Origin of the sequence: Caballeronia sp. LZ065, from assembly GCF_031450975.1 — a bacterium.
Classification (GTDB): domain Bacteria; phylum Pseudomonadota; class Gammaproteobacteria; order Burkholderiales; family Burkholderiaceae; genus Caballeronia.
This window is the reverse complement of sequence record NZ_JARUXV010000001.1, coordinates 2,779,103-2,800,103: the sequence shown is the minus strand read 5'-3', so window position 1 is coordinate 2,800,103 and position 21,001 is coordinate 2,779,103. Positions and strand designations below refer to the sequence as shown.

14 protein-coding genes and 5 pseudogenes are annotated in these 21,001 nt (G+C 64.4%); 12 read left to right on the top strand and 7 right to left on the bottom strand.

Annotated elements, in window-relative coordinates; all coding sequences use genetic code 11:
• The first annotated feature begins 217 nt into the window (after positions 1–217).
• The 4 genes from QCE63_RS12920 to pyrF all read left to right on the top strand — a co-directional run bounded on the left by QCE63_RS12920 (position 218) and on the right by pyrF (position 3,979).
• Complete coding sequence (locus QCE63_RS12920) at positions 218–1,006, top strand: SDR family oxidoreductase (protein WP_309833808.1); 789 nt, start codon at positions 218–220, stop codon at positions 1,004–1,006.
• The gene (locus tag QCE63_RS12915) at positions 997–1,884 is read left to right on the top strand and encodes an SMP-30/gluconolactonase/LRE family protein (RefSeq protein WP_309833352.1); all 888 of its coding nucleotides are present in this window, start codon (positions 997–999) and stop codon (positions 1,882–1,884) included. The genes QCE63_RS12920 and QCE63_RS12915 overlap by 10 nt, the downstream gene beginning before the upstream one ends.
• A gap of 88 nt (positions 1,885–1,972) precedes the next feature.
• Positions 1,973–3,088 (top strand): aldose 1-epimerase, encoded by a 1,116-nt coding sequence (locus QCE63_RS12910; RefSeq protein ID WP_309833351.1) that lies wholly within the window; start codon positions 1,973–1,975, stop codon positions 3,086–3,088.
• A 78-nt stretch (positions 3,089–3,166) separates the two neighbouring features.
• Complete coding sequence (pyrF, locus tag QCE63_RS12905) at positions 3,167–3,979, top strand: orotidine-5'-phosphate decarboxylase (protein WP_309833350.1); 813 nt, start codon at positions 3,167–3,169, stop codon at positions 3,977–3,979.
• A gap of 9 nt (positions 3,980–3,988) precedes the next feature.
• Here the strand turns inward: pyrF and QCE63_RS12900 are convergent, their stop codons facing one another.
• From QCE63_RS12900 to thiL, 4 genes are read right to left on the bottom strand one after another with little or no spacing between them, the layout of a single operon-like run.
• Positions 3,989–7,318 carry a DEAD/DEAH box helicase gene (locus QCE63_RS12900; RefSeq protein ID WP_309833349.1) on the bottom strand — a complete coding sequence of 1,110 codons (3,330 nt, stop codon included), beginning with the start codon at positions 7,316–7,318 and terminating at the stop codon, positions 3,989–3,991.
• A 16-nt stretch (positions 7,319–7,334) separates the two neighbouring features.
• A complete protein-coding gene (locus QCE63_RS12895) occupies positions 7,335–7,835 on the bottom strand; it encodes a CinA family protein (RefSeq protein WP_309833348.1) in 501 nt (166 codons plus the stop codon).
• 28 nt (positions 7,836–7,863) lie between these two features.
• The gene (locus tag QCE63_RS12890) at positions 7,864–8,385 is read right to left on the bottom strand and encodes a phosphatidylglycerophosphatase A (RefSeq protein ID WP_309833347.1); all 522 of its coding nucleotides are present in this window, start codon (positions 8,383–8,385) and stop codon (positions 7,864–7,866) included.
• Positions 8,375–9,385: a thiamine-phosphate kinase gene (gene thiL, locus QCE63_RS12885; protein ID WP_309833346.1), complete on the bottom strand. Its 1,011-nt coding sequence runs from the start codon at positions 9,383–9,385 to the stop codon at positions 8,375–8,377. The genes QCE63_RS12890 and thiL overlap by 11 nt, the downstream gene beginning before the upstream one ends.
• A gap of 253 nt (positions 9,386–9,638) precedes the next feature.
• Between thiL and QCE63_RS12880 the strand changes: the two genes are divergently transcribed.
• From QCE63_RS12880 to QCE63_RS12865, 5 genes and pseudogenes are all read left to right on the top strand, one after another.
• Positions 9,639–11,933, top strand: coding sequence for an NADP-dependent malic enzyme (locus QCE63_RS12880; RefSeq protein WP_309833345.1), 2,295 nt, complete (start codon positions 9,639–9,641; stop codon positions 11,931–11,933).
• Between the two features lie 388 nt (positions 11,934–12,321).
• Positions 12,322–13,287, top strand: a pseudogene (locus tag QCE63_RS36840) (ESPR-type extended signal peptide-containing protein); the annotation flags it as partial.
• A 36-nt stretch (positions 13,288–13,323) separates the two neighbouring features.
• Positions 13,324–15,192: pseudogene (locus QCE63_RS12875) on the top strand (YadA family autotransporter adhesin); the annotation flags it as partial.
• 433 nt (positions 15,193–15,625) lie between these two features.
• Positions 15,626–18,175, top strand: a complete 2,550-nt coding sequence (locus QCE63_RS12870) for a tetratricopeptide repeat protein (protein WP_309833342.1) — start codon at positions 15,626–15,628, stop codon at positions 18,173–18,175.
• Positions 18,176–18,444: 269 nt separating this feature from the next.
• A complete protein-coding gene (locus QCE63_RS12865) occupies positions 18,445–18,954 on the top strand; it encodes a nuclear transport factor 2 family protein (RefSeq protein ID WP_309833341.1) in 510 nt (169 codons plus the stop codon).
• Positions 18,955–19,089: 135 nt separating this feature from the next.
• On the opposite strand, the gene QCE63_RS12860 is transcribed toward QCE63_RS12865, so the two are convergent.
• On the bottom strand, positions 19,090–19,407 hold the full coding sequence (locus QCE63_RS12860) for a hypothetical protein (protein WP_309833339.1): 318 nt from the start codon (positions 19,405–19,407) through the stop codon (positions 19,090–19,092).
• On the opposite strand from QCE63_RS12860, the pseudogene QCE63_RS36835 reads away from it, so the two are divergent.
• Positions 19,307–19,633, top strand: a pseudogene (locus tag QCE63_RS36835) (hypothetical protein); the annotation flags it as partial. The gene QCE63_RS12860 and the pseudogene QCE63_RS36835 overlap by 101 nt on opposite strands.
• Before the next feature lie 29 nt (positions 19,634–19,662).
• Here QCE63_RS36835 and QCE63_RS12855 read toward each other — a convergent pair.
• Positions 19,663–19,899: a hypothetical protein gene (locus tag QCE63_RS12855; protein WP_309833337.1), complete on the bottom strand. Its 237-nt coding sequence runs from the start codon at positions 19,897–19,899 to the stop codon at positions 19,663–19,665.
• Between QCE63_RS12855 and QCE63_RS36830 the strand changes: the two are divergent.
• A pseudogene (locus QCE63_RS36830) lies at positions 19,793–20,275 on the top strand (hypothetical protein); the annotation flags it as partial. The gene QCE63_RS12855 and the pseudogene QCE63_RS36830 overlap by 107 nt on opposite strands.
• A 29-nt stretch (positions 20,276–20,304) precedes the next feature.
• Here the strand turns inward: QCE63_RS36830 and QCE63_RS12845 are convergent.
• Positions 20,305–20,541, bottom strand: a complete 237-nt coding sequence (locus QCE63_RS12845; RefSeq protein WP_309833337.1) for a hypothetical protein — start codon at positions 20,539–20,541, stop codon at positions 20,305–20,307.
• Between QCE63_RS12845 and QCE63_RS12840 the strand changes: the two are divergent.
• Positions 20,435–21,001, top strand: a pseudogene (locus QCE63_RS12840) (hypothetical protein); the annotation flags it as partial. The gene QCE63_RS12845 and the pseudogene QCE63_RS12840 overlap by 107 nt on opposite strands.

Genomic DNA, 21,001 nt, shown 5'->3' with positions numbered 1-21,001 from the left:
CGCCGCTTGGTGGTCCTTGGGCGCTAAGAAAGCTGCTTTCTTTGGTGACTTTCTTTGCAGCCGCAAAGAAAGTTACCCCCGCCCCGGGGAGGGGCAGTGCCAACAGACCGACGCGAAAACGGGAAGTCCATGGAAGCGCAGGCAAGCAGAAGCAATCACGCGAAGGACCCCGGCCTCGGCGAGGGGCAACAAACCAACCACTGACCTCAAAAAAACCATGCCCCAACCCGAACCCAAACTTGCGACTTACCCCAGCCTGTCAGGCAAAACAATCCTGATCACCGGCGGCGCGACCGGCATCGGCGAGGGCTTCGTCGAACACTTCTTCGCCCAAGGCGCGAAAGTCGCCTTCTTCGACATCAACACAGAAGCAGGAGAAGCGCTCGCCGACCGCCTCGGCGCGGCATTGCAGCCGCATCAAACCCGCCCGACGTTCCTGAACGTCGACCTCACCGATATCGACGCCTTGCGAAAAGGCATCGCCGACGTCCGCAGCACGCTCGGCCCCATCGGCGTGCTCGTCAACAACGCCGCCAACGACAAGCGCCACGCCATCGAGGACGTCACGCCCGAATCCTACGACGCAGGCATCGCCGTCAACATCCGTCATCAGTTCTTCGCGGCCCAAGCGGTCATCGACGACATGAAGCAACTCGGCGGCGGCTCCATCATCAACCTGGGCTCCGTCAGCTGGATGCTCAAGCAAGGCAATTTCCCCGTCTACACCACCGCCAAGTCGGCAGTACAAGGCATGACACGCGGCCTCGCGCGCGATCTCGGCAAGTTCGGCATCCGCGTCAACACGCTCGTGCCAGGCTGGGTCATGACCGAGAAGCAAAAGCGTCTGTGGCTCGACGACGCCGGCCGCGAAGCCATCAAACAAGGCCAATGCATCGGCGGGGAACTGCTGCCCGAACACCTCGCGCGCGCCGCGCTCTTCCTCGCCTCCGACGACAGCGCCATGGTCACCGCGCAAGACATCGTCGTCGACGGAGGATGGGCCTGATGGACAGCGCTCCCGCCCGGCTCCTGATCGACAGTCAATGCGCCCTCGGCGAAGGCGCAACCTGGTGCGCCGCCAGCCACCGCTTTTGGTGGACCGACATCGAAGGCGCCCGGCTATGGCGCTGCAATCCGCTCGACGGCTCGAGCGAGTCGTTCGACATGCCCGAGCGGCTCGCATGCTTCGCGCCCTGTGCCGACACGCGCTTTCTGCTGCTCGGCCTCGCGTCGCGGCTCGCGTTCCATGAGATCGCAACCGGTCGCATCGACACCCTCATGGAAGTCGAAGCCGGTCTGCCCACCCGTCTCAACGACGGCCGCTGCGACCGCGACGGGCGCTTCGTGTTCGGCACCAAGCACGACGTCGAAGACGCGCAAGCAGTAGGCGGGTTCTATCGGCTCAACCAGGATCTTTCGCTGGAACGACTGCCGCTCGAAGCGTGCGCGATCTCGAACAGCATCGGCTTCGCGCCCGACGGCAAGACCCTGTACTACTGCGATTCACCGACGCGCCAGATTCGCGCATGCAACTATCCTGACTTCACCGACGACCGCGTGTTCGTCGAACTGACCGACATGACCGGCGTGCCAGACGGTTCCATCGTCGACGCCGATGGCGGGCTGTGGAATGCACAATGGGGCGGCGCACGCGTCGTGCGCTACGGACCCGACGGCCGCGAGACGGCGCGCATCGACGTGCCCACCACGCAGCCCAGCTGCGCCGCGTTCGGCGGCGAGGACTTCGCCACGCTCTTCGTGACCAGCGCGCGCATCGGTCTCGACGACGACGCACTGCGCCGCGATGCCCACGCAGGCGGCGTGTTCGTCGCGACGCCCGGCGTGCGCGGTCTCGCGGAAACGGCGTTCGCCGGACGAGCCTGACAACAGCATTCGAGGCGGCGCGCCATGACGCGCCGCCCGACCCGTCCCGGCCGCGCCGGGTTCTTCGCCTCTCGATGGAGCACGCGTCATGACTGTTGCCCGCACAGCACCAAGACCGAATCCTGCATCGACGTCCCAGCTGCAAGCCCAGGCGCGCCGCTCGCGTCTGGCCGCCGCCACCGAGCCGCCCGTCCGGCCAGGTCCGGCCACGGCCGTGATCGCCATGGGCGGCACGCGCACCGAAGCCTGCATCACGCTCTCCAATCCGCATCTCCGGCTCGAACTCGCGCCCGCCCTGGGCGGCGGCATCACGCGCTTCGACTGGCGCGACGAAGGCGCGCTCGTGCCGATCTTCCGGCCGTGCACCGATCCCGGACCCGATACCGATCCCAATCAGCTCGCGTGTTATCCCCTCCTGCCGTATTCGAACCGCATCGGCAACGGGCGCTTCCAGTTCTCGGGCCGCGCGATCGACGTGCCCTGCAATCGCGCCGGCGAACCGCTGCCGCTGCACGGCGACGGCTGGCTCGGCGCGTGGGAAGTCGCCGGCACGAGCGATGAGGACGAAGGACGCGTGCGGCTGACGCTCGATCGCAGCAACGGCAAGCCGTACGCCTTTCGCGCGGCACAGACCTATGCGCTGGACGCGGCCAGCCTCATCGTCACGCTCGAGATCGAGAACGCCGGCGACGCCGCCTTGCCCTTCGGGCTCGGCCTGCATCCGTTCCTGATGCGCGAGGCGGACACCGAACTCTCGGCGGCGGCGGGCGGCCTGTGGCTGTGCGGCGACGACTGGCTGCCGGTGCGGCACGTGCCGGCGCCGCCCGCGTGGCAATTCGGCGTCGCCTATCCGATGCCCTCCGCCATGGTGAACAACGCCTTCACTGGCTGGAGCGGGCGCACCAGCGTGCTGTGGCCTAAGCGGCGGCTGTCGCTGACCATCGCCGCCGACACCGATTACTACGTGTTGTACGCGCCGCCCGGCAGGGACTTCTTCTGCTTCGAACCCGTCGATCACCCGATCAACGCAGTGAACCTGCCCGGCGGCGCTGAAGCGCACGGCATGACCGTGCTCGAACCGGGCGAACGGCTGACGCGCACCTTCCGCTTCACCGTCGAACGGACCGGCGAGGCCACGCGGCGCGGCCGTCCGAAGACGCGCGCCGGAGTCAAGGCGCGGACGCGCACGGCCGCCACGCGCTAAAGCGGGGCAGGGAGCGAAGGGAAAGCGATGCGCCGCTTGTTAAAATGCGGCGCATTGACGTTCATTGAATTCCCCGCCATGTCCTTTCTCCAGACCCTCCAGACCGCGTGGTCGCAGACTCAATCGCTGCTGTGCGTCGGCCTCGATCCCGAGCCCGCGAAGTTTCCCGGCGCGCTCAACGGCCGTCCCGACGCCATCTTCGAGTTCTGCAAGACCATCGCCGACGCAACCGCGCCGTATGCGTCTTCGTTCAAGCCGCAGATCGCCTACTTCGCCGCGCATCGCGCGGAAGACCAGCTCGAAGCGCTGATTGCCCACATCCACGAGCGCCATCCCGGCATTCCCGTGATTCTCGATGCGAAGCGCGGCGATATCGGCAGCACCGCCGAGCAGTACGCAAAGGAAGCCTTCGAGCGCTATCGCGCCGACGCCGTGACGGTCAATCCGTACATGGGTTTCGATTCCATCCAGCCGTATCTCGAACACGAGGGCCGGGGCGTGATCGTGCTGTGCCGCACGTCGAATCCGGGCGGCTCCGACCTGCAATTCCTCACCACCGACGGCCAGCCGCTGTACCAGGTCGTCGCCCGGCTCGCGGCGGAGAAGTGGAACGCCAGTGGGCAACTCGGGCTCGTGGTCGGCGCGACCTTCCCGAAGGAAATCGAAACGGTGCGGAGCATCGTCGGCGACATGCCGCTGCTGATTCCGGGCATCGGCGCGCAGGGCGGCGATGTCGAAGCAACCGTGCGCGCCGGCCGCAGCGCGAACGGCGCCGGCATGCTGATCAACTCGTCGCGCGCGATCATCTACGCCGGCAAGGGCGATGACTACGCCGAGGCCGCGGCCGAGGCGGCGAAGAAGACGCGCGACAGCATCAATCAGTATCGGTAACGCGACGCCTCATTCGCCGGGGATGGGTGCGAACAGCGCCTCGAGATCCTCGGCGGAAAACATCTGCGTCAGGCTCGCGTTCTCCGACAGGATTCCCGCCGCAAGCGCCGCCTTGCTCTCCTGCATCGCCAGAATTCTCTCTTCGATGCTGCCGGCCGCGACGAGCTTGTACACGAACACCGGCTTGTCCTGTCCGATGCGGTGCGCGCGATCCGTCGCCTGATTCTCGGCGGCCGGATTCCACCACGGATCGTAATGAATGACGGTGTCCGCCGCCGTCAGGTTCAGGCCCACGCCGCCCGCCTTCAGGCTGATCAGGAAGATCGGCGCTTCGCCCGCCTGGAAGCGTCGCACCGGTGTCTTCCGGTCGACGCTCTCGCCGGTGAGGGTGACGTAGGCGAGACCCGCCTGATCGAGCGCATGCGCGATGATCGCGAGCATGCCCGTGAACTGCGAGAACACCAGCACGCGCCGTCCCTCGTCGATGAGTCCCGGCAGCATCTCCAGCAGCAGGGCGAGCTTCGCCGAACCTTGCCCTTTCTTCGCGCCGGGCAATTTGACGAGCGACGGGTCGCAGCAGACCTGCCGCAGCTTGAGCAATGCATCGAGCATCAGGATATGGCTGCGCGCAACGCCCTGTTTTGCAACGGCGTCACGGACCTTCTCCTGCATCGCGGCGCGCACGGTTTCGTAGAGGTCGCGTTGCGGTCCTTCGAGTTCGACGCGGCGCACGATCGTCGACTTGGGCGGCAGTTCGGTCGCGACCTGGTCCTTGCGGCGACGAAGCATGAACGGCCGGATCCGGCGGGCGAGCAGCGCGCGGCGCGTGGTGTCGTTCAGCTTTTCGATCGGCCTGCGCCAGCGGGAGGCGAACTCCTTCTGCGTGCCGAGAAACCCGGGCAGCAGAAAATCGAACTGCGACCAGAGCTCGCCCAGATGATTCTCGAGCGGCGTGCCGGTCACGCATAGCCGATGCCGCGCCCGCAAGGTGCGCAGCGCGCCCGCCGCCTTGCTCGACGCGTTCTTGACCTGCTGAGCTTCGTCGAGGATCAGCAGATGAAAGTCGTGCTGCGCCAGCGCTTCCCGATCGCGCCAGACGAGCGGATAGGTCGTCACGACCAGATCATGCGCGGCGATCGCCGCGAAACGTTCATGCCGCAGCGGCCCATGCAGATCCAGCACGTTCAGCGCAGGCGCGAAACGCCGCGCTTCTTCGACCCAGTTGTTGACGAGCGTCGTCGGCACGACGATCAGTGCCGGGCATCCGAGCCGGCCCGTTTCCTTCTCGACCAGAATGTGCGCGAGCGTCTGAACGGTCTTGCCGAGGCCCATGTCGTCGGCGAGCACGCCGGCGAGGTCGTGCTCGCGCAGAAACTGCATCCAGTCGAGGCCGTCGCGCTGATAGTCGCGCAGCGTGGTGTGCAGGCCGCGCGGCGCCTCGACGCGGCGCGGTCTCGCGGCGCTGCCCAGCCGTTGCGCAAGTTCGACGAGCGACGCGTCGCCATCGAACTGCCAGCGCTGTCTGTCATTCGTTCCGGCGAGGTTCGTTCCCAAGAGGCGGCCGGCTTCCAGCGCCGACAGCCGCAAGGGCGCCGCATGGCCGGACGCGGGGCGGTCGAACAGGTCGAGCAGCGCATGCACGAGCGGCTTGATGCGGGCGGCGCGCAACTCGAAACGGCGGCCCGTCTGCGTGCGGAATTCGATGGCATGGCGGTCGTCGATCATGTCGATCGCGCCGTTGAGCCAGCGACGGTCGCGTGCGAAGAGTTCGGCGAGCAGCGGTTCGAGACGCACGCGCTCCGCCTCCACCATGATGCCCAGTTCGAGGTCGAACCAGCCGTCTTCGGAGGCGCGCGCGGTGGCATCGATTTCGTCGATCTCGACAATGTCGAAGCGCGAATTGGGCGCGATCACCACGCGCCAGCCCAGTTCGCGCAGCGCGGGCACGTGCTGCCCGACGAAGTCCGGCCACGCGTCCCGGTCCGGCATGAAGAAGGCGCCCGCATACGGTGAGTCGTCGCGGCTGACGGGCGCGCCGGAAATCGGCTTCAGGCCGCTGTCGAGCAGGCGTTGGACGCAGTTGTTTTCCGCATCGCGCCGGCGCGCGATGCGGGCCAGTTCGCCGCCCGCGAGCCGCACGAGCAAGTCGGGACTGTTCGCCGCGATCACGAGACCGTCGTAGTCGAACTCGAGGCGCGCGAGGTCGAGTTCGGTCGGGAGCATGCTGAGCTTGCCGGGCGCATCGAGCAGAAGCGTGTCCAGCGTCAGCACCGGAACCGGCTCGGCCTCGATCATGCGCATGCCGATGTCGCCGTCCGCGGGCGGGGCGGGCAGTTCAGGCGCGCATTCGGCGAGCGCCGCGCGTACCACGTTCGCTTCCTGCGGGGTCAGCGCGGGCATGGACAGGTAATCGGCGAGCAGCGCGTCGGGCATCGGCGCGTCGATGACGCCGGTTTCGCTCGTGACGAGGTCGATGTACCAGGCCGGCTCGGTGGGCAGCACGACGTTGGATTCGGGCTCGGTTTCGAGCGACGCGAGGATCATGTCGTCGCCGTGTGGATTCCACTCGATGTTCGCGCGGCGGCTCGCGCCCTCTCGCAGCGGGTCGAGCAATTGCATGGCGCCAGGATTCGCTTCGAAGTAGAGGCGGCCGGTCGTCAGCATCATGTGCCAGATCTTCGCGCCGCGCGCAGCCCACAACGCGTAACCCTGGTTTGCCGCTTGACGCTCCGAACGCAGCGCGCGAACGATGGCGTCGTCTTCAGGCGTCACGAATCCGGGCGGTTTGTTCCACGCGGCATAGTTCGGGTACCACGGTTCGACTGCGCGAATCTCGCCGTCGACGCCGAGCCGCGCTTTCAGCAAAGTCAGTTCGAGGCTTGCCGCGGTGGAAAACGGCAGCGTGAGCACATAGAGAAGCTGGTGTTTCGCACCCGTTGCGGGTTTGGACGCTTTCGCCTGCGCCAGCCGGGCCGCCTGAACGCTCGCGCGAAAACGCGCAAGCCATTGCCCGACTTCAACGCTCACGCCGTTCCGCGCGGCTTCGTCCTCGCGTTCCAGACAGGCGAGGAGCGTCGCCGCGACATGCTTGCATTCATGGCCGACGGGACACGAGCAATAGCCGTGCGGACGCTCCTGGCGAAACGAGATTTCGACCGCGTAGGGCTGCGCCTGCGTGCCCTTGACTCGCGCGCGCAGAATGTCTCCCTCCCAACTGATGTCGGCGACGGCGCGCACGTAGCCGAGCGCCTTGTCGAATGTCTTCGGGCCCATCCAGCGAGCCACCTGGTCGCGCGTGAAACGGGCGGGACGGGGCGCGTCGCTGCGTGCTTTGCTCATACGATGAACGGGGGGCTTAGCGCTCGCGCTGATCGATGAACTCCAGCAGCGTGCGCAGCGCGTGCGCCGCCGCCTGGGTGCGTACCTGATCGCGGTCGCCCTTGAACAACACCGTTTCGACCGTCGTGTGCAGCCGGTTGCTCCAGCCGAAGCACACCGTTCCCACCGGCTTCGCCTCGCTGCCGCCCGCCGGGCCCGCAACCCCCGTGATGGACACCGAGACTTGCGCGCGGCTGTTGCGCAGCGCGCCTTCGGCCATGGCTTTCGCGACCGGCTCGCTTACCGCGCCGTGCTGCTCGATCAGCGCGACAGGCACGCCGATCATTTCCGTCTTCGCCAGATTCGAATAGGTGACGAAGCCCCGCTCGAACCATGCGCTGCTGCCCGAAATATCCGTGATCGCGGCCGCGACCATGCCGCCGGTGCAGGATTCGGCGGTGGCGAGCATCAGCCGTTCGTCGCGCAGGGCGTTGCCGACGCGGATCGCAAGTTGGTGAACGACGGTGTCGGTTGGCATGGCGGGGTCCAGAAGATGAGGGTGGAGATCAGACGGTCATGCGCCACAGCGCGATCACGAGCAGCGTGAAGAATGCCGCCGCGAGGTCGTCGAACATGATGCCGAAGCCGCCTTTCAGATGGCGATCGAAATAGCGGATGGGCGGCGGCTTCACCATGTCGAAGAAGCGGAATACGACGAACGCCCACGTCTGCCCGGTGAAGGTGGCGGGCGTGACGAGCAGCAGCACGAGCCAGAACGCGACGATCTCGTCCCACACCACCGGTGACGGATCCGCGATGCCCATTCTGGTGGCCGTGAAGCCGGTGAACCAGCATCCGGCGATAAAGCCCACGACGATCAGCGCGCCCCATTCCGCCACCGTCAGGTGCGGATTGAGCACGACGAACGACAGCCACGCGAACAGGGTGCCGACAGTGCCGGGCGCGACCGGCGACAGCCCGCTGCCGAAGCCGAGCGACAGGATGTGCAGCGGATTGGTAAGCATGAAACGCGCGCTTGCGCGGCGCGGCGCGGCGGTTTCGCCCGCGAGGGTCGGGTCAGTCTGCATGGAAATGATCGAAGCCTTGCAACGTCAGGGAGAGCGGGGCGCCGGAGGCATCGCGCCAGGCGAGGGCGGGCGCATCCAGGGATTCACCCAGGGATTCGATTGTACCGATGCGCGTCAGCGGCACCTGCACGCGCTGCGCGATTGCGGCGAGCGTGTCGCGCGCCGAGTGCGGCGCGGTGAAGCAGAGTTCGTAGTCGTCGCCGCCGGCGAGCGCGCATTGGCGGCGCGCGGGATCGGGCAGAGTACGCAGCGCGTCCGAGCACGGCACCGCCTCGGCATCGACGACGGCGCGAACCTGCGAGCGTCTCAGGATGTGCATCAGGTCGCCGGCGAGGCCGTCGGAGATATCGAGTGCCGCGTGCGCCACACCGCGCAGCGCCAGTCCCAGCGCGATGCGCGGCTCGGGCCGCTCCAGCGCGCGGCGCCAGTTTTCAGCCGCGGCGGCATCCGGCGCCTGCCACTCGCCGCGCAGCAGGCCCAGGCCGGCGCGCGCGTCGCCGAGCGTGCCGGACACCCAGATGTCGTCGCCGGGACGTGCGGCATCCCGGCGCAGGGCCATGCCGTGCGGCACGTCGCCGAATACGGTGATGCAGAGATTGAGCGGCCCGCTGGTAGTGTCGCCGCCGACCAGCGCGCAGCCGTGCCGTGACGCCAGCGCGAACAGTCCGTCGCTGAACGCGGCGAGCCAGGCTTCGTCGGCGCGCGGCAAGGCGAGCGCGAGCGTGAATGCGTGCGGCTGCGCGCCCATCGCGGCCAGGTCGGAAAGATTCACGGCGAGCGCCTTGTGCCCGAGCGCGGCCGGATCGACATCGGCGAAGAAATGGCGGCCTTCCACCAGCATGTCCGTCGAAATGGCCAGCTGGCTGCCCGCAGGCGGCGCAATCAGCGCACAGTCGTCGCCGATGCCGAGCGGCGTCGCGGCGGCGTCGTCATGACGCGGTGCGGGCGCCGTTGCGCGGCGGGCAAAGTATCGGTCGATCAGTGAAAACTCGGAAAGCATGATTCGCAAAGAAGGGTTTTTTGTGCGCTGCAAGAATGGAGCGAGATGCGCCCGCCGTCGCCCGAAGGCGCCCGCGGCATATCTCAAAAAAGTCGAACGACGGGCGGCGAGCCTTGCCTGGCCGGGCGATCAGACCTTTTCCGGTCATGGCAGTTGTAGCCGAAATGCACGGGCCGCTGCCCGAAACGCCCGCTGATTGGCGCTACAATGCGTTCGAACTTCCATTCTAAATCCCGCACCACTGGCCCGCCTTATGACGACTCCCGCCAATACCAAGTTGCGCGAAGCAGCGCTCGACTATCACGAATTTCCCGTCCCGGGGAAGATCGCCATCGCCCCGACCAAGCAGATGATCAACCAGCGCGACCTCGCGCTCGCTTACTCGCCGGGCGTCGCGTTCGCGTGTGAGGCTATTGTCGAGGATCCGCTGAACGCCGCGCGCTTCACCGCGCGCAGCAATCTCGTCGGCGTCGTGTCGAATGGCACGGCCGTGCTCGGCCTTGGCAACATCGGACCGCTCGCGTCCAAGCCGGTGATGGAAGGCAAGGCTGTGCTGTTCAAGAAGTTCGCCGGCATCGACGTGTTCGACATCGAGCTGAACGAAAGCGATCCGCACAAACTGGTGGACGTGATCGCCGCGCTCGAGCCGACCTTCGGCGGCATCAATCTCGAAGACATCAAGGCGCCGGACTGCTTCATCGTCGAGCGCGAGTGCCGCAAGCGCATGAAGATCCCGGTCTTTCATGACGACCAGCACGGCACGGCCATCGTCGTCGCGGCGGCGATCACCAACGGCCTGAAAGTGGTCGGCAAGGAGATCGGCGAAGTGAAGCTGGTGGCGTCCGGCGCGGGCGCGGCGGCGCTGGCCTGTCTGAACCTGCTCGTCGATCTCGGCATGAAGCGCGAGAACATTTTCGTGACGGACCTGGCCGGCGTGGTCTACAAGGGCCGCACGGAACTGATGGATCCGGACAAGGAACTGTTCTCCCGCGAAACCAGCGCGCGCACGCTGGCCGACGTGATGGAAGGCGCCGACGTGTTCCTCGGCCTCTCCGCTGGCGGCGTGCTCAAGCAGGAGATGGTCAAGGGCATGGCCGCGCAGCCGCTGATTCTCGCGCTCGCCAATCCGACGCCCGAGATCCTGCCGGAACTCGCGCTGGAAGTGCGTCCGGACGCGGTGCTGGCCACGGGCCGCACCGATTACCCGAACCAGGTCAACAACGTACTGTGCTTCCCGTTCATCTTCCGCGGCGCGCTCGATGTCGGCGCGACCGTCATCACGAAGGAGATGGAAGTCGCGGCGGTGAATGCCATCGCGGAACTGGCGCGTCAGGAGCAGAGCGACATCGTCGCGACGGCCTATGGCATTCAGGATCTGTCGTTCGGTCCGGAGTATCTGATTCCGAAGCCGTTCGATCCGCGCCTGATCGTGAAGATCGCGCCGGCCGTGGCGAAGGCCGCGATGGAGTGCGGCGTCGCGACGCGTCCGATCGAGGACATGGACGCCTACGAACAGCACTTGCAGCAGTTCGTGTATCACAGCGGCACGACCATGAAGCCGGTGTTCCAGCTGGCGCGCAGCGTCGAGCCGGAGAAGAAGCGCATCGTGTTCGCGGAGGGCGAGGAAGAGCGCGTGCTGCGCGCGGTGCAGATCGCGGTGGACGAGAAGATTGCCAAGCCGATTCTCATCGGCCGGCCGGCGGTGATCGAGCAGCGCATCCAGAAGTTCGGCCTGCGCCTGACGCCGGGCACCGACTTCACGGTGGTCGATACGGATCACGACGAACGCTATCGCGACTTCTGGCAGACCTACGCGAAGATGATGGCGCGCAAGGGCATCAGCGAGCAGATGGCCAAGCTGGAGATGCGCCGCCGCACGACGCTGATCGGTTCGATGCTCGTCAAGAAGGGCGAGGCCGACGGCATGATCTGCGGCACGGTGAGCACGACGCACCGGCATCTGCACTTCATCGATCAGGTGATCGGCAAGAAGGAAGGCGCGAACGTCTATGCGGCGATGAATGCCCTGGTGCTGCCGGGCCGGCAGATTTTCCTGGTCGATACGCACGTCAACGCGGACCCGACGCCGGAGCAACTCGCCGAAATCACGATCATGGCAGCGGAAGAAGTGCGGCGCTTCGGCATCGTGCCGAAAATCGCGCTGCTGTCGCATTCGAACTTCGGCACGAGCAACGCGCCGACCGCGCAGAAGATGCGCGACGTGCTGGCCCTTCTGAAGGAACGCGCGCCGGATCTGGAAGTGGACGGCGAGATGCACGGCGACGTCGCGCTGGATGCGCGTTTGCGCAAGGAAGTGCTGCCGGAGTCGACGCTCGAAGGCGATGCCAACCTGCTGGTGCTGCCGAACATCGATGCCGCGAACATCTCCTATAACCTGCTGAAGACGGCGGCGGGCAGCGGCATCGCGATCGGGCCGATCCTGCTCGGCGCGGCTCAGCCGGTGCACGTGCTGACTTCGTCGGCCACGGTGCGGCGGATCGTCAACATGACGGCGTTGCTGGTGGCGGATGCGTCGGCGGCGCGATGAGGTGAGGTGAGGTGAGCGCTCCAGGCGCATGATGACGGCGTGAAGCGCGGCGGATTTTTCCGCCGCGTTTTTTTTGAACCTCGGCTTTGGGTCGCCGTGGCCTCCCTTCGGTTGTTTTCTGCCTTTTCCGGTCCTTTCCCGCGCTTTGCGCCGCGCTTCAGCGCAGTCTCCCCGAAGCGCCGACGCATTGAGCGCAATCTCCCGTCGCACCATGACACTCTGCCAAGACACGGCACGGTTTTAAGAGTCGTGCCATTTCAGGGAATAGTCCTGAACCTTAATGTTCCAGCACGAACTCCAGACGGAATCGAATCCGGCTGACGCGAGTTCCGCACGCGAGCGGCACCAGACGAAGCAAAGGCCTTCTGTCATCCGGGCGATGTGATTCATGTCGCTTTCACCGCGTCGTGTCCATGGGCAAATTAATAAGGATCAGAAATTGAATAAGGCACACCGCACTGTTTGGTCTGATGTCATCGGGAACTGGGTGGCCGTTCCCGAGACCGCCAAGGGAAAAACCAAGCGCAGTCAGAAGGCGATATCGGCGGCGGTGAGCTCGCTGGCGATGGCGCTGGGCGGAGGCAGCATGCCGGCGGAGGCAGCCGGTGGGACGGCGGGCCTCGAGATCTGCGAGAACGGCACGGACAGCGGCATCAACAGCAATGCCTGCGCGCTTCCGAGTTCCGGCGGGGTTCAGAATGGCTGGGGGCTGTTCACCAACAACGGCGCAGGCTTTACCACCAGCGAACCCGCGTTCATTACCGGCGTGAAGCAGGGCTACGTGACGATGTACGGCCAGAACGGCGTGTACTCGTGGAGCGACCTGTACATGAACGGAGCGAACAATGTTCTGGGCGGCACGGGCACGGCGCACAAGATCAAGGGGCTGGCAGCGGGCGATGTCAGTACGTCAAGCCAGGATGCCGTGAACGGTTCACAGTTGTACGCGACGAATCAGTCGATCAACAGCATCGTCGCCACGGGCACGAAGTACTTCCACGCCAACAGCACGGGCGCGGATTCGGTGGCGATGGGTGCCGACTCAATCGCAATCGGTCAGGCAACGACCGCTGCTGGCCGAGAGGATATCGCGCTGGGCGCGAACGCAACTGCAAGCGGCACCAATCCCTTTCCCGCAACGGCGATAGGCAAGAACGCCCAAGCGCTTTCGACGAGTGCGATGGCGTTCGGAACGAGTTCGTTCGCGGACAAGAACACGGCAATTGCGATGGGGTATTCCGCTACGGCTTCCGATCAGAACACGACGGCGATCGGTGCATATTCGCTTGCCCAGGGCTACAACAGCTCGGCCATAGGACGAGAAGCAACCGCCGCCGCATTAAGATCGACTGCATTGGGTTATCGGACGAACGCTGTCAATCCAGATGACGTGGCGCTGGGTTCACGCTCCACGACGGCGGCCGCAGTGAACACCACCGGCGCGACGATCGGCGGCAAGGACTACACGTTCGCGGGCAGCAATGCGGGAAGCACGGTATCCGTGGGTTCGGTGGGTTCGGAGCGCACGGTGACGAACGTGGCGGCAGGCCGCTTGTCGTCAAGCTCGACCGATGCGGTGAACGGATCGCAACTCTACGCGACCAATCAGGCAGTGGACCAGAACACGGCCGATATCAGCAACACGGTCAACTCGATCAACAGCATCGTCGCCACGGGCACGAAGTACTTCCACGCGAACAGCACCGGAGACGATTCGACGGCCACGGGTCTGGACTCGGTCGCGATCGGTCAGGGCGCGGTCGCGGCCAACGCAAACGACATCGCGCTCGGTTCGAACTCCACGACGGCTGGCGTAGTGAATACCATCGGCGCGACGATCGGCGGGAAGGACTACGCGTTCGCGGGCAGCCATGCGCAGAGCACGTTGTCGGTGGGTTCGGTCGGCGCGGAACGCACCGTGACGAACGTTGCGGCAGGCCGCCTCTCCGCAACGTCGACCGATGCAATGAACGGCTCGCAACTCTACGCGACCAATCAGGCAGTGGACCAGAACACGGCCGATATCAGCAACACGGTCAACTCGATCAACAGCATCGTCGCCACGGGCACGAAGTACTTCCACGCGAACAGTACCGGAGACGATTCGACGGCCACGGGTGTCGATGCCATCGCAATCGGCCAGGGCGCAGCGGCGACCCACGCCAACAGCATCGCGCTCGGTTCGAACTCGATCACGTCGGAGGCCGTCGCGACAGCGGGCATCGCCATCAACGGCATGAACTACGCGTTCGCCGGTTCGGCGCCGGTCGGCACGTTGAGCGTCGGCTCGACTGGCGCTGAACGCACCATCACGAACGTCGCGGCCGGCCGCATCTCGGCCGCCTCGACCGACGCCGTCAACGGTTCGCAGCTCCACGCGACCAATCAGGCGGTCAGCAGCCTGCAGACGGAAGTCTCGACCATCTCGACCGACATCAATGCGCTCAACAATGCGTCCGTGAAATACGACACCCACGCGGACGGCACGCCGGATACCAGCAGCATCACGTTGAGCGGCGGCGCCTACGACAGCTCGACGCGCACCGGAGGCACCGCCATCCGCAACGTGGCGTACGGCGTCGATGGCGGCGATGCCGTGAATGTGAGTCAGTTGAACGAGGTGATCGGCACCGTGACCAACGTGGCGAACGCGGCCAACAACCCGTTCATGGCCGCCGAAGGCAATCGCGACACGGAGGGCGCCACGGCAACCGGCACGCATTCGACCGCGATGGGCGCACTCGCCAGCGCCAGCGGAGCGCGTTCGACGGCGGTCGGCTCCGGCGCAAGCGCATCGGCGGCGAACTCGGTGGCGCTGGGCGCCAGATCGGTCGCGGATCGCGATAACTCGGTATCGGTCGGCGCCGCGGGTGCGGAGCGCCAGATTACGAACGTGGCAGCCGGTGCGCAAGGCACCGACGCCGTGAATCTGAGCCAGATGAACCAGAGCCTCTCGCAGGGCCTGAACCAGGCCAACGCCTACACGGATCAGAAGATCACCGCGCTCGGCAGCCAGGTGAGTTCCGTTGCACGCGGCGCCTACGCCGGCGTGGCCGCAGCAACGGCCTTGTCGATGATTCCGGACGTCGATCCGGGCAAGACCCTCGCGGTTGGCGTCGGGACCGCCAATTACAAGGGCTATCAGGCAACCGCACTGGGTGCTTCGGCGCGCGTGACGGCGAACGTCAAGCTGAGGCTCGGTGCCGGCGTCAGCGCCGCCGGAACGGCGGTGGGCGGAGGCGCCTCCTATCAGTGGTAATGCAAGGCTGATTACAAGCGGACGGCGCAAGTCGTCCGCTTGCATTTTGCAAACCCGATTCAAGTAACTGTTTGAAGCTTGTTATTCAAACAGCTGATTCATTTCATTACTTTCATTTTTTCTGAATATAAATCGGAGCCATCGAAGAATCGGACCATGCAACGATCTTGAAATCCGAATCAAATGTTTTCAGGATAACTGCAAAAATTTTGCGGTGATTAATTCAGTTTGCAGAAATGGATTCGAGCATTGTTTCGATGGAGTCGCAATAAAATAGAGGGCAAGGACTAAACAGGACTTGAATCGTCTTCCTAACAATAAGTTGATTGTTGTAACATTGCGTGGATCTCGCACCTCACGGGTGCAAGCGCAATTCAGCGGGACCGATGTTCCGCTGCGCAGTCGCAATACAATCAATATAGGGAAGCCGGACGTGCAAGCCACCGGACTCGTAACCTCACAGTCTTTCGAATCTGCATTGGAATGCTTTCGCGCGGGTGATCGCGTACAGGCCGCTATCCAATGCAGAAGCATCCTGAGCGAAGTGTCGCTTCATTGCGAAGCCAATCATCTTCTGGGAGTGCTTCATCTGCTGGATGGCGATCCCTCCAAAGCGGAAGCGCTCATTCAGATTGCTCTTTCCATCGCTCCAAGCGCTGCGGGAGAGTCGGATCTCGGGCTGGCGCTGAGAGCGCAGAAGCGCTATGAGGAAGCGATGAGCGCGCAGCGCCGCGCACTGGACATCGATCCCGGTTTCGCCATCGCGCATTTCAATCTCGCGCGGCTGCACGAGGAACAGAATCAGCTCGAAGAAGCCAGGACAGCGTTTCGCCGTGCAGTCGAACTCGATCCGAACTCGGCTGATTACCGCTTCAATTTCGGAAAACTGCTTTCGAGACTCGGTAATGGAGCCGATGCGCTCGAGCAACTGCGCCGCGCAATCGCGCTGCGTCCCAATTGGCCTGAAGCGCTTAATAGTCTGGGCACGGTACTGGCCGAGCAAAGAATGTTCGACGATGCCGAATCTGCATTTCGCCACGCGCTGGAGATTCGACCTGGCTTTGCACAGGCACTGTGCAATCTCGGTTCCCTTTTCAAGGACACCGGTCGGAAAGCGGAAGCCGAGCAGGCTTTGCGTCATGCATTGCGCGCAGATCCGCAATTCGCTGGCGCAAGCGAAATGCTGGCGAGGCTTATGAACGAACTCGGACGCTCGAACGAAGCAATCGATACCTTTCGGATGTCGCTGCAATTGTCGCCGAACAATGTTGGTACGTTGAATGCGCTGGGCAGTCTGCTGGCGGAAAAACGCCGTTTCGAAGAAGCGGAAACGGTGTTGCGTCGCGCGCTTGAATTGAGTCCGCGTTTCGTCCTCGCGCTGATCAACCTCGCCAATATCCTCGCGGAGACGTGCCGCACCGAAGCCGCCGAGGCCGCCTATCGGCACGCCCTCGAAGTGGATCCGAATCATTGGGGCGCGCTTTTCAACTTCGGGGCTTTCCTTAAAAATCGGCGCAAGCTCGACGAAGCCGAAGTGCTCACGCGCCGGGTGCTTGAATTGCAGCCGCGTCTCGCCGCTGCGCACGTCGGACTGGGCACCGTGTTGCTGGCGAAGAACTCGGGAAACATCGAGGAGGCGTTGAACTGTTTTCGCAGCGCCATTGAAATCGATCCGGACTGTTTGATCGCCCACTCGAATCTGGTCTATGCGCTCAGCTTCGTCAGCGAGGCCGGTTACGACGTGCTCGAAGAGGGCCGCCGCTTCGCCGCCCGGTTCGAAGCCCGGCATGCCGCTACGGCCGAGCAGTACCGGAATGATCCGGCATCCGAGCGGCGCTTGCGCATCGGCTACGTCTCGCCGGACTTTCGCGACCATTGCCAGGCGCTGTTCATGTTGCCGCTGTTGCGAAATCACGATCATCGCGCGGTCGAGGTCTTTTGCTATTCGAGCGTCGATATCCGTGATCGCATCACCGACGAGATCGCGCATCTCGCGGATGCCTGGCGCGATGCGCACAGCCTCGACGACGAACGACTTGCACAGCAGATCCGGGACGATCGCATCGACATTCTGGTCGATCTGACCATGCACATGGCGGGCGGGCGTCCTCAGCTCTTTGCGCGTAAGCCCGCGCCGGTCCAGGCGGCCTGGCTGGCGTATCCGGGGACCACGGGGAGCAGCGCGATCGGCTACCGCCTGACCGATCCGTGGCTCGATCCGGTTGGTTCGAACCGGGATGACTGCTACAGCGAAACGTCGATTCGCCTGCCCGATACGTTCTGGTGTTATGCGCCGCTCAATCAGGCGCACCATGTGAACGCGCTGCCTGCTGACGACAAGGGACATATCACGTTCGGATGCCTGAACAATCCGTGCAAGCTCACTGATCGGACGCTTGCGCTCTGGGCCGAGGCGATGCGGCGCATTCCTGGTTCGACCCTGATGCTTCTGCTGGCCTGGGGGCGTGCGCGGGAAGACGTGGTGGCGAAGTTCGAAGCGGCGGGCATCGAGTCATCGCGACTCGACTTCGTCGACTACCGTCCGCGCGAGCGTTATATGGATACGTATCTCGAGATCGATATCGTGCTCGACACCTTTCCGTACAACGGCCACACCACGAGTCTCGACGCACTGTGGATGGGCGTACCGGTTCTCACGATGACCGGCCAGACGCCGGCAAGTCGCGCGGGTCATGCGTTGCTGTCCAATCTGAGCATGCCGGAATGGATTGCGGATTCGGAAGAGAGCTTCATTGAAAAAGCGGTTGAGGCGGCCCGCGATCTGAGTCGCTTGCGCAAGCTTCGGTCTGAACTGAGAACGACCATGGAGCGTTCTTCATTGATGGACGGTGCGCGCTTCGCACGGGGTATGGAGCGTGCGTTTCAAGATATCTGGCGCGAGCAATGTGCGCTTCGCTTGCAATCGAATACTCCATCGAAAATCGAGGTCAACACTTTGTTGACCCATGACGTTTCCTGCTGAATCTTTCGCCGCGGACAAAAGCGGAACAGGGCTGGGGAGAAACACGGCGTAATTGACGCTGAACAGATTGTCTCAGGTAAATAGTCGCATATAAATTTCGGATAACCAATCATAAGGCGATTCTGGGGAGCCGCCATCCGTCGCATCTCGTTTGTTCAGTGATGCGACCGCCGCTTTGAACGCAACGCGCTTAAACGCACGCAGCCGACGATTTCATTCGTCCGGCGGCGCGGGTGAGCTATTGCCGAAAGCTTGATTGAGAAATCTCGATGTCATTTGCAGAACGAGCGTCTTTATCGCTCGTTTGCAGTAACGGCTGTATTGGAGTCCACGCCATGAAATCTTGTGCCGCGCGCAGTAAATGCTTCGCTTCTATCTCGTTTGCACTGTTGAGCATGCAATGCATTGCGCAAACGCCGGGCGCTTCCGCGTCGCCGGAAACACTCGAGCGCGCCTGGGTTCAGGCTACGGCGAGCCGGGATATGGCGACGCTCGACCGGATTCTCGACCCGTCGTTCGTGGAGACGCTCAGCAACGGGCACCGCCGCAACAAGGCCGAGGTGTTGAGCGCAGCGCCCCCGCCCGTGGGCTCCACGCAGCAACTGCAGGACATGCAGGTCAGGACCTACGGCGACACGGCAATCATCACGGGGACCAACCGGTTCAATCAGTCCGGTCAGCCAGCGGCGCTCCTGTTTTCTTTCACCGACGTTTTCGTGCGCCGAGACGACGCGTGGCGCGCCGTCTCGTCTCACATGACGCTTCAAGGACGCGAGTGAATTCACGGGCGGCATCGCCAGGGAAGCCGGTTTCGGTCAGACCGATTCGCTGGACATCGCCATCGATTTGCAACGCTGCAGCCGTCAAAGGGGAGGTTGGGTGAAGCCCGGAAGCAAGAGTGGGAGCTTGCGTAATCAATGATGCCGCAAAGCCGACATGGCGCGCCAGTGACCGCGGCGCATTGGCATCGATCGCTTGATGCGCCAGGTGGCTCCGGTGGGGAGCGCCTGGAGATTGAAGAACCTTGAGTTGCGGATATGAAGTATCAGCAACATTATTGAAGACTTAGAGATACAAATGAATAAGACATATCGGACAGTGTGGAACGAGACCACCGGCACGTGGGTAGCGGTGGCGGAATCGGCAAAGGCACGGGGAAAGAAAACGAGCAGCAAGATTGCAGCGTCCTGCGCGGTGGTCCTGCTTGGAGGGATGCTGTCGATGGCGGACACGGCCTCTGCCGGTTCGGTCGATGGCGGGACGGCCACGGGCATCAACGGTGCCATCGCGGTCGGAGGCGCCGCGATTTCGAGCGGTGCGGGCGCCATCGCCGTGGGTAGTTCGGGGGGAAGCGGGACGGATCATACGCTTGCATCAGGAGTGGACTCCGTGGCCTTTGGGAATGGTGCGACGGCTTCCGGCGATGCTTCCGCAGCCATCGGACCGAATGCGACGGCGTCGACGCAAAACTCGATCGCGTTCGGAAATCACGCCTCAGCTTCAACCAACGGCGTGACGAGCGACGCCGCATCCGACGCCGCGACTGCAGTGGGCGCTTCCGCAAGCGCTTCGGGTGCCGGTGCATCGGCGATTGGCGGGCAGGCTAGCGCGAGCGGCGTGGGCGCGACTGCAGTGGGCGTTCTCGCAAACGCTTCGGGTGCCGGTGCATCGGCGATCGGTGCGGGGTCCACCGCGAGCGGCTTAGGCACGATTGCAGTGGGCATTGCCGCAAACGCTTCGGGTGTCGGTGCATCGGCGATCGGACTGAATGCGATGGCGTCGGCGCAAAACTCGATCGCGTTCGGAAATCACGCCTCAGCTTCAACCAACGGCGTGACGAGCGATGCCGCATCCGACGCCGCGACTGCAGTGGGCGCTTCCGCAAGCGCTTCGGGTGCCGGTGCATCGGCGATTGGCGGCCAGGCTAGTGCGAGCGGCGTGGGCGCGACTGCAGTGGGCGCTCGCGCAAACGCTTCGGGTGACGGTGCATCGGCGATCGGTGCGGCGTCCATCGCGAGCGGCTTAGGCACGATTGCAGTGGGCATTGCCGCAAACGCTTCGGGTGTCGGTGCATCGGCGATCGGACCGAATGCGACGGCGTCGGCGCAAAACGCGATCGCGTTCGGAAATCACGCCTCAGCTTCAACCAACGGCGTGACGAGCGATGCCGCATCCGACGCCGCGACTGCAGTGGGCGCCTCCGCAAGCGCTTCGGGTGCCGGTGCATCGGCGATTGGCGGGCAGGCTAGCGCGAGCGGCGTGGGCGCGACTGCAGTGGGCGTTCTCGCAAACGCTTCGGGTGCCGGTGCATCGGCGATCGGTGCGGGGTCCACCGCGAGCGGCTTAGGCACGATTGCAGTGGGCATTGCCGCAAACGCTTCGGGTGTCGGTGCATCGGCGATCGGACCGAGTGCGACGGCGTCAGCGCAAAACTCGATCGCGTTCGGAAATCACGCCTCAGCTTCAGCCAACGACGCGACTGCAGTGGGCGCTTTCGCAAACGCTTCGGATATTGGTTCAACGGCGACCGGCATCAAGGCCAGCGCGAGCGGCACCGGTGCCAGTGCGTATGGCGCGCTCGCGTCGGCCTCGGCAGACGGCTCGACGGCTCTTGGCACGAATGCGCGCGCCAACAACGCAAACGACGTCGCCCTCGGCGCTGGTTCGACGACAGCGCCGGTCGTGAACACGCCGAACGCGACGATCGGCGGCACCCCGTACACGTTTGCCGGCACGAATGCGACGAGCACGGTATCGGTGGGCGCGCCGGGCGCGGAGCGCACGATCACCAACGTCGCGGCGGGGCGTCTCTCCGGCACCTCGACC

What these genes read in the sequence shown, in the direction of transcription:
- QCE63_RS12865 (WP_309833341.1), top strand. Translation starts at nt 18,445, where the DNA reads ATGTCATTTGCAGAACGAGCGTCTTTATCGCTCGTTTGCAGTAACGGC.
- QCE63_RS12855 (WP_309833337.1), bottom strand. Translation starts at nt 19,899, where the DNA reads ATGCCCACTGCAATCGTGCCTAAGCCGCTCGCGGTGGACCCCGCACCG.
- pyrF (WP_309833350.1), top strand. Translation starts at nt 3,167, where the DNA reads ATGTCCTTTCTCCAGACCCTCCAGACCGCGTGGTCGCAGACTCAATCG.
- QCE63_RS12900 (WP_309833349.1), bottom strand. Translation starts at nt 7,318, where the DNA reads ATGAGCAAAGCACGCAGCGACGCGCCCCGTCCCGCCCGTTTCACGCGC.
- QCE63_RS12915 (WP_309833352.1), top strand. Translation starts at nt 997, where the DNA reads ATGGGCCTGATGGACAGCGCTCCCGCCCGGCTCCTGATCGACAGTCAA.
- QCE63_RS12880 (WP_309833345.1), top strand. Translation starts at nt 9,639, where the DNA reads ATGACGACTCCCGCCAATACCAAGTTGCGCGAAGCAGCGCTCGACTAT.
- QCE63_RS12895 (WP_309833348.1), bottom strand. Translation starts at nt 7,835, where the DNA reads ATGCCAACCGACACCGTCGTTCACCAACTTGCGATCCGCGTCGGCAAC.
- QCE63_RS12890 (WP_309833347.1), bottom strand. Translation starts at nt 8,385, where the DNA reads ATGCAGACTGACCCGACCCTCGCGGGCGAAACCGCCGCGCCGCGCCGC.
- QCE63_RS12910 (WP_309833351.1), top strand. Translation starts at nt 1,973, where the DNA reads ATGACTGTTGCCCGCACAGCACCAAGACCGAATCCTGCATCGACGTCC.
- thiL (WP_309833346.1), bottom strand. Translation starts at nt 9,385, where the DNA reads ATGCTTTCCGAGTTTTCACTGATCGACCGATACTTTGCCCGCCGCGCA.
- QCE63_RS12920 (WP_309833808.1), top strand. Translation starts at nt 218, where the DNA reads ATGCCCCAACCCGAACCCAAACTTGCGACTTACCCCAGCCTGTCAGGC.
- QCE63_RS12845 (WP_309833337.1), bottom strand. Translation starts at nt 20,541, where the DNA reads ATGCCCACTGCAATCGTGCCTAAGCCGCTCGCGGTGGACCCCGCACCG.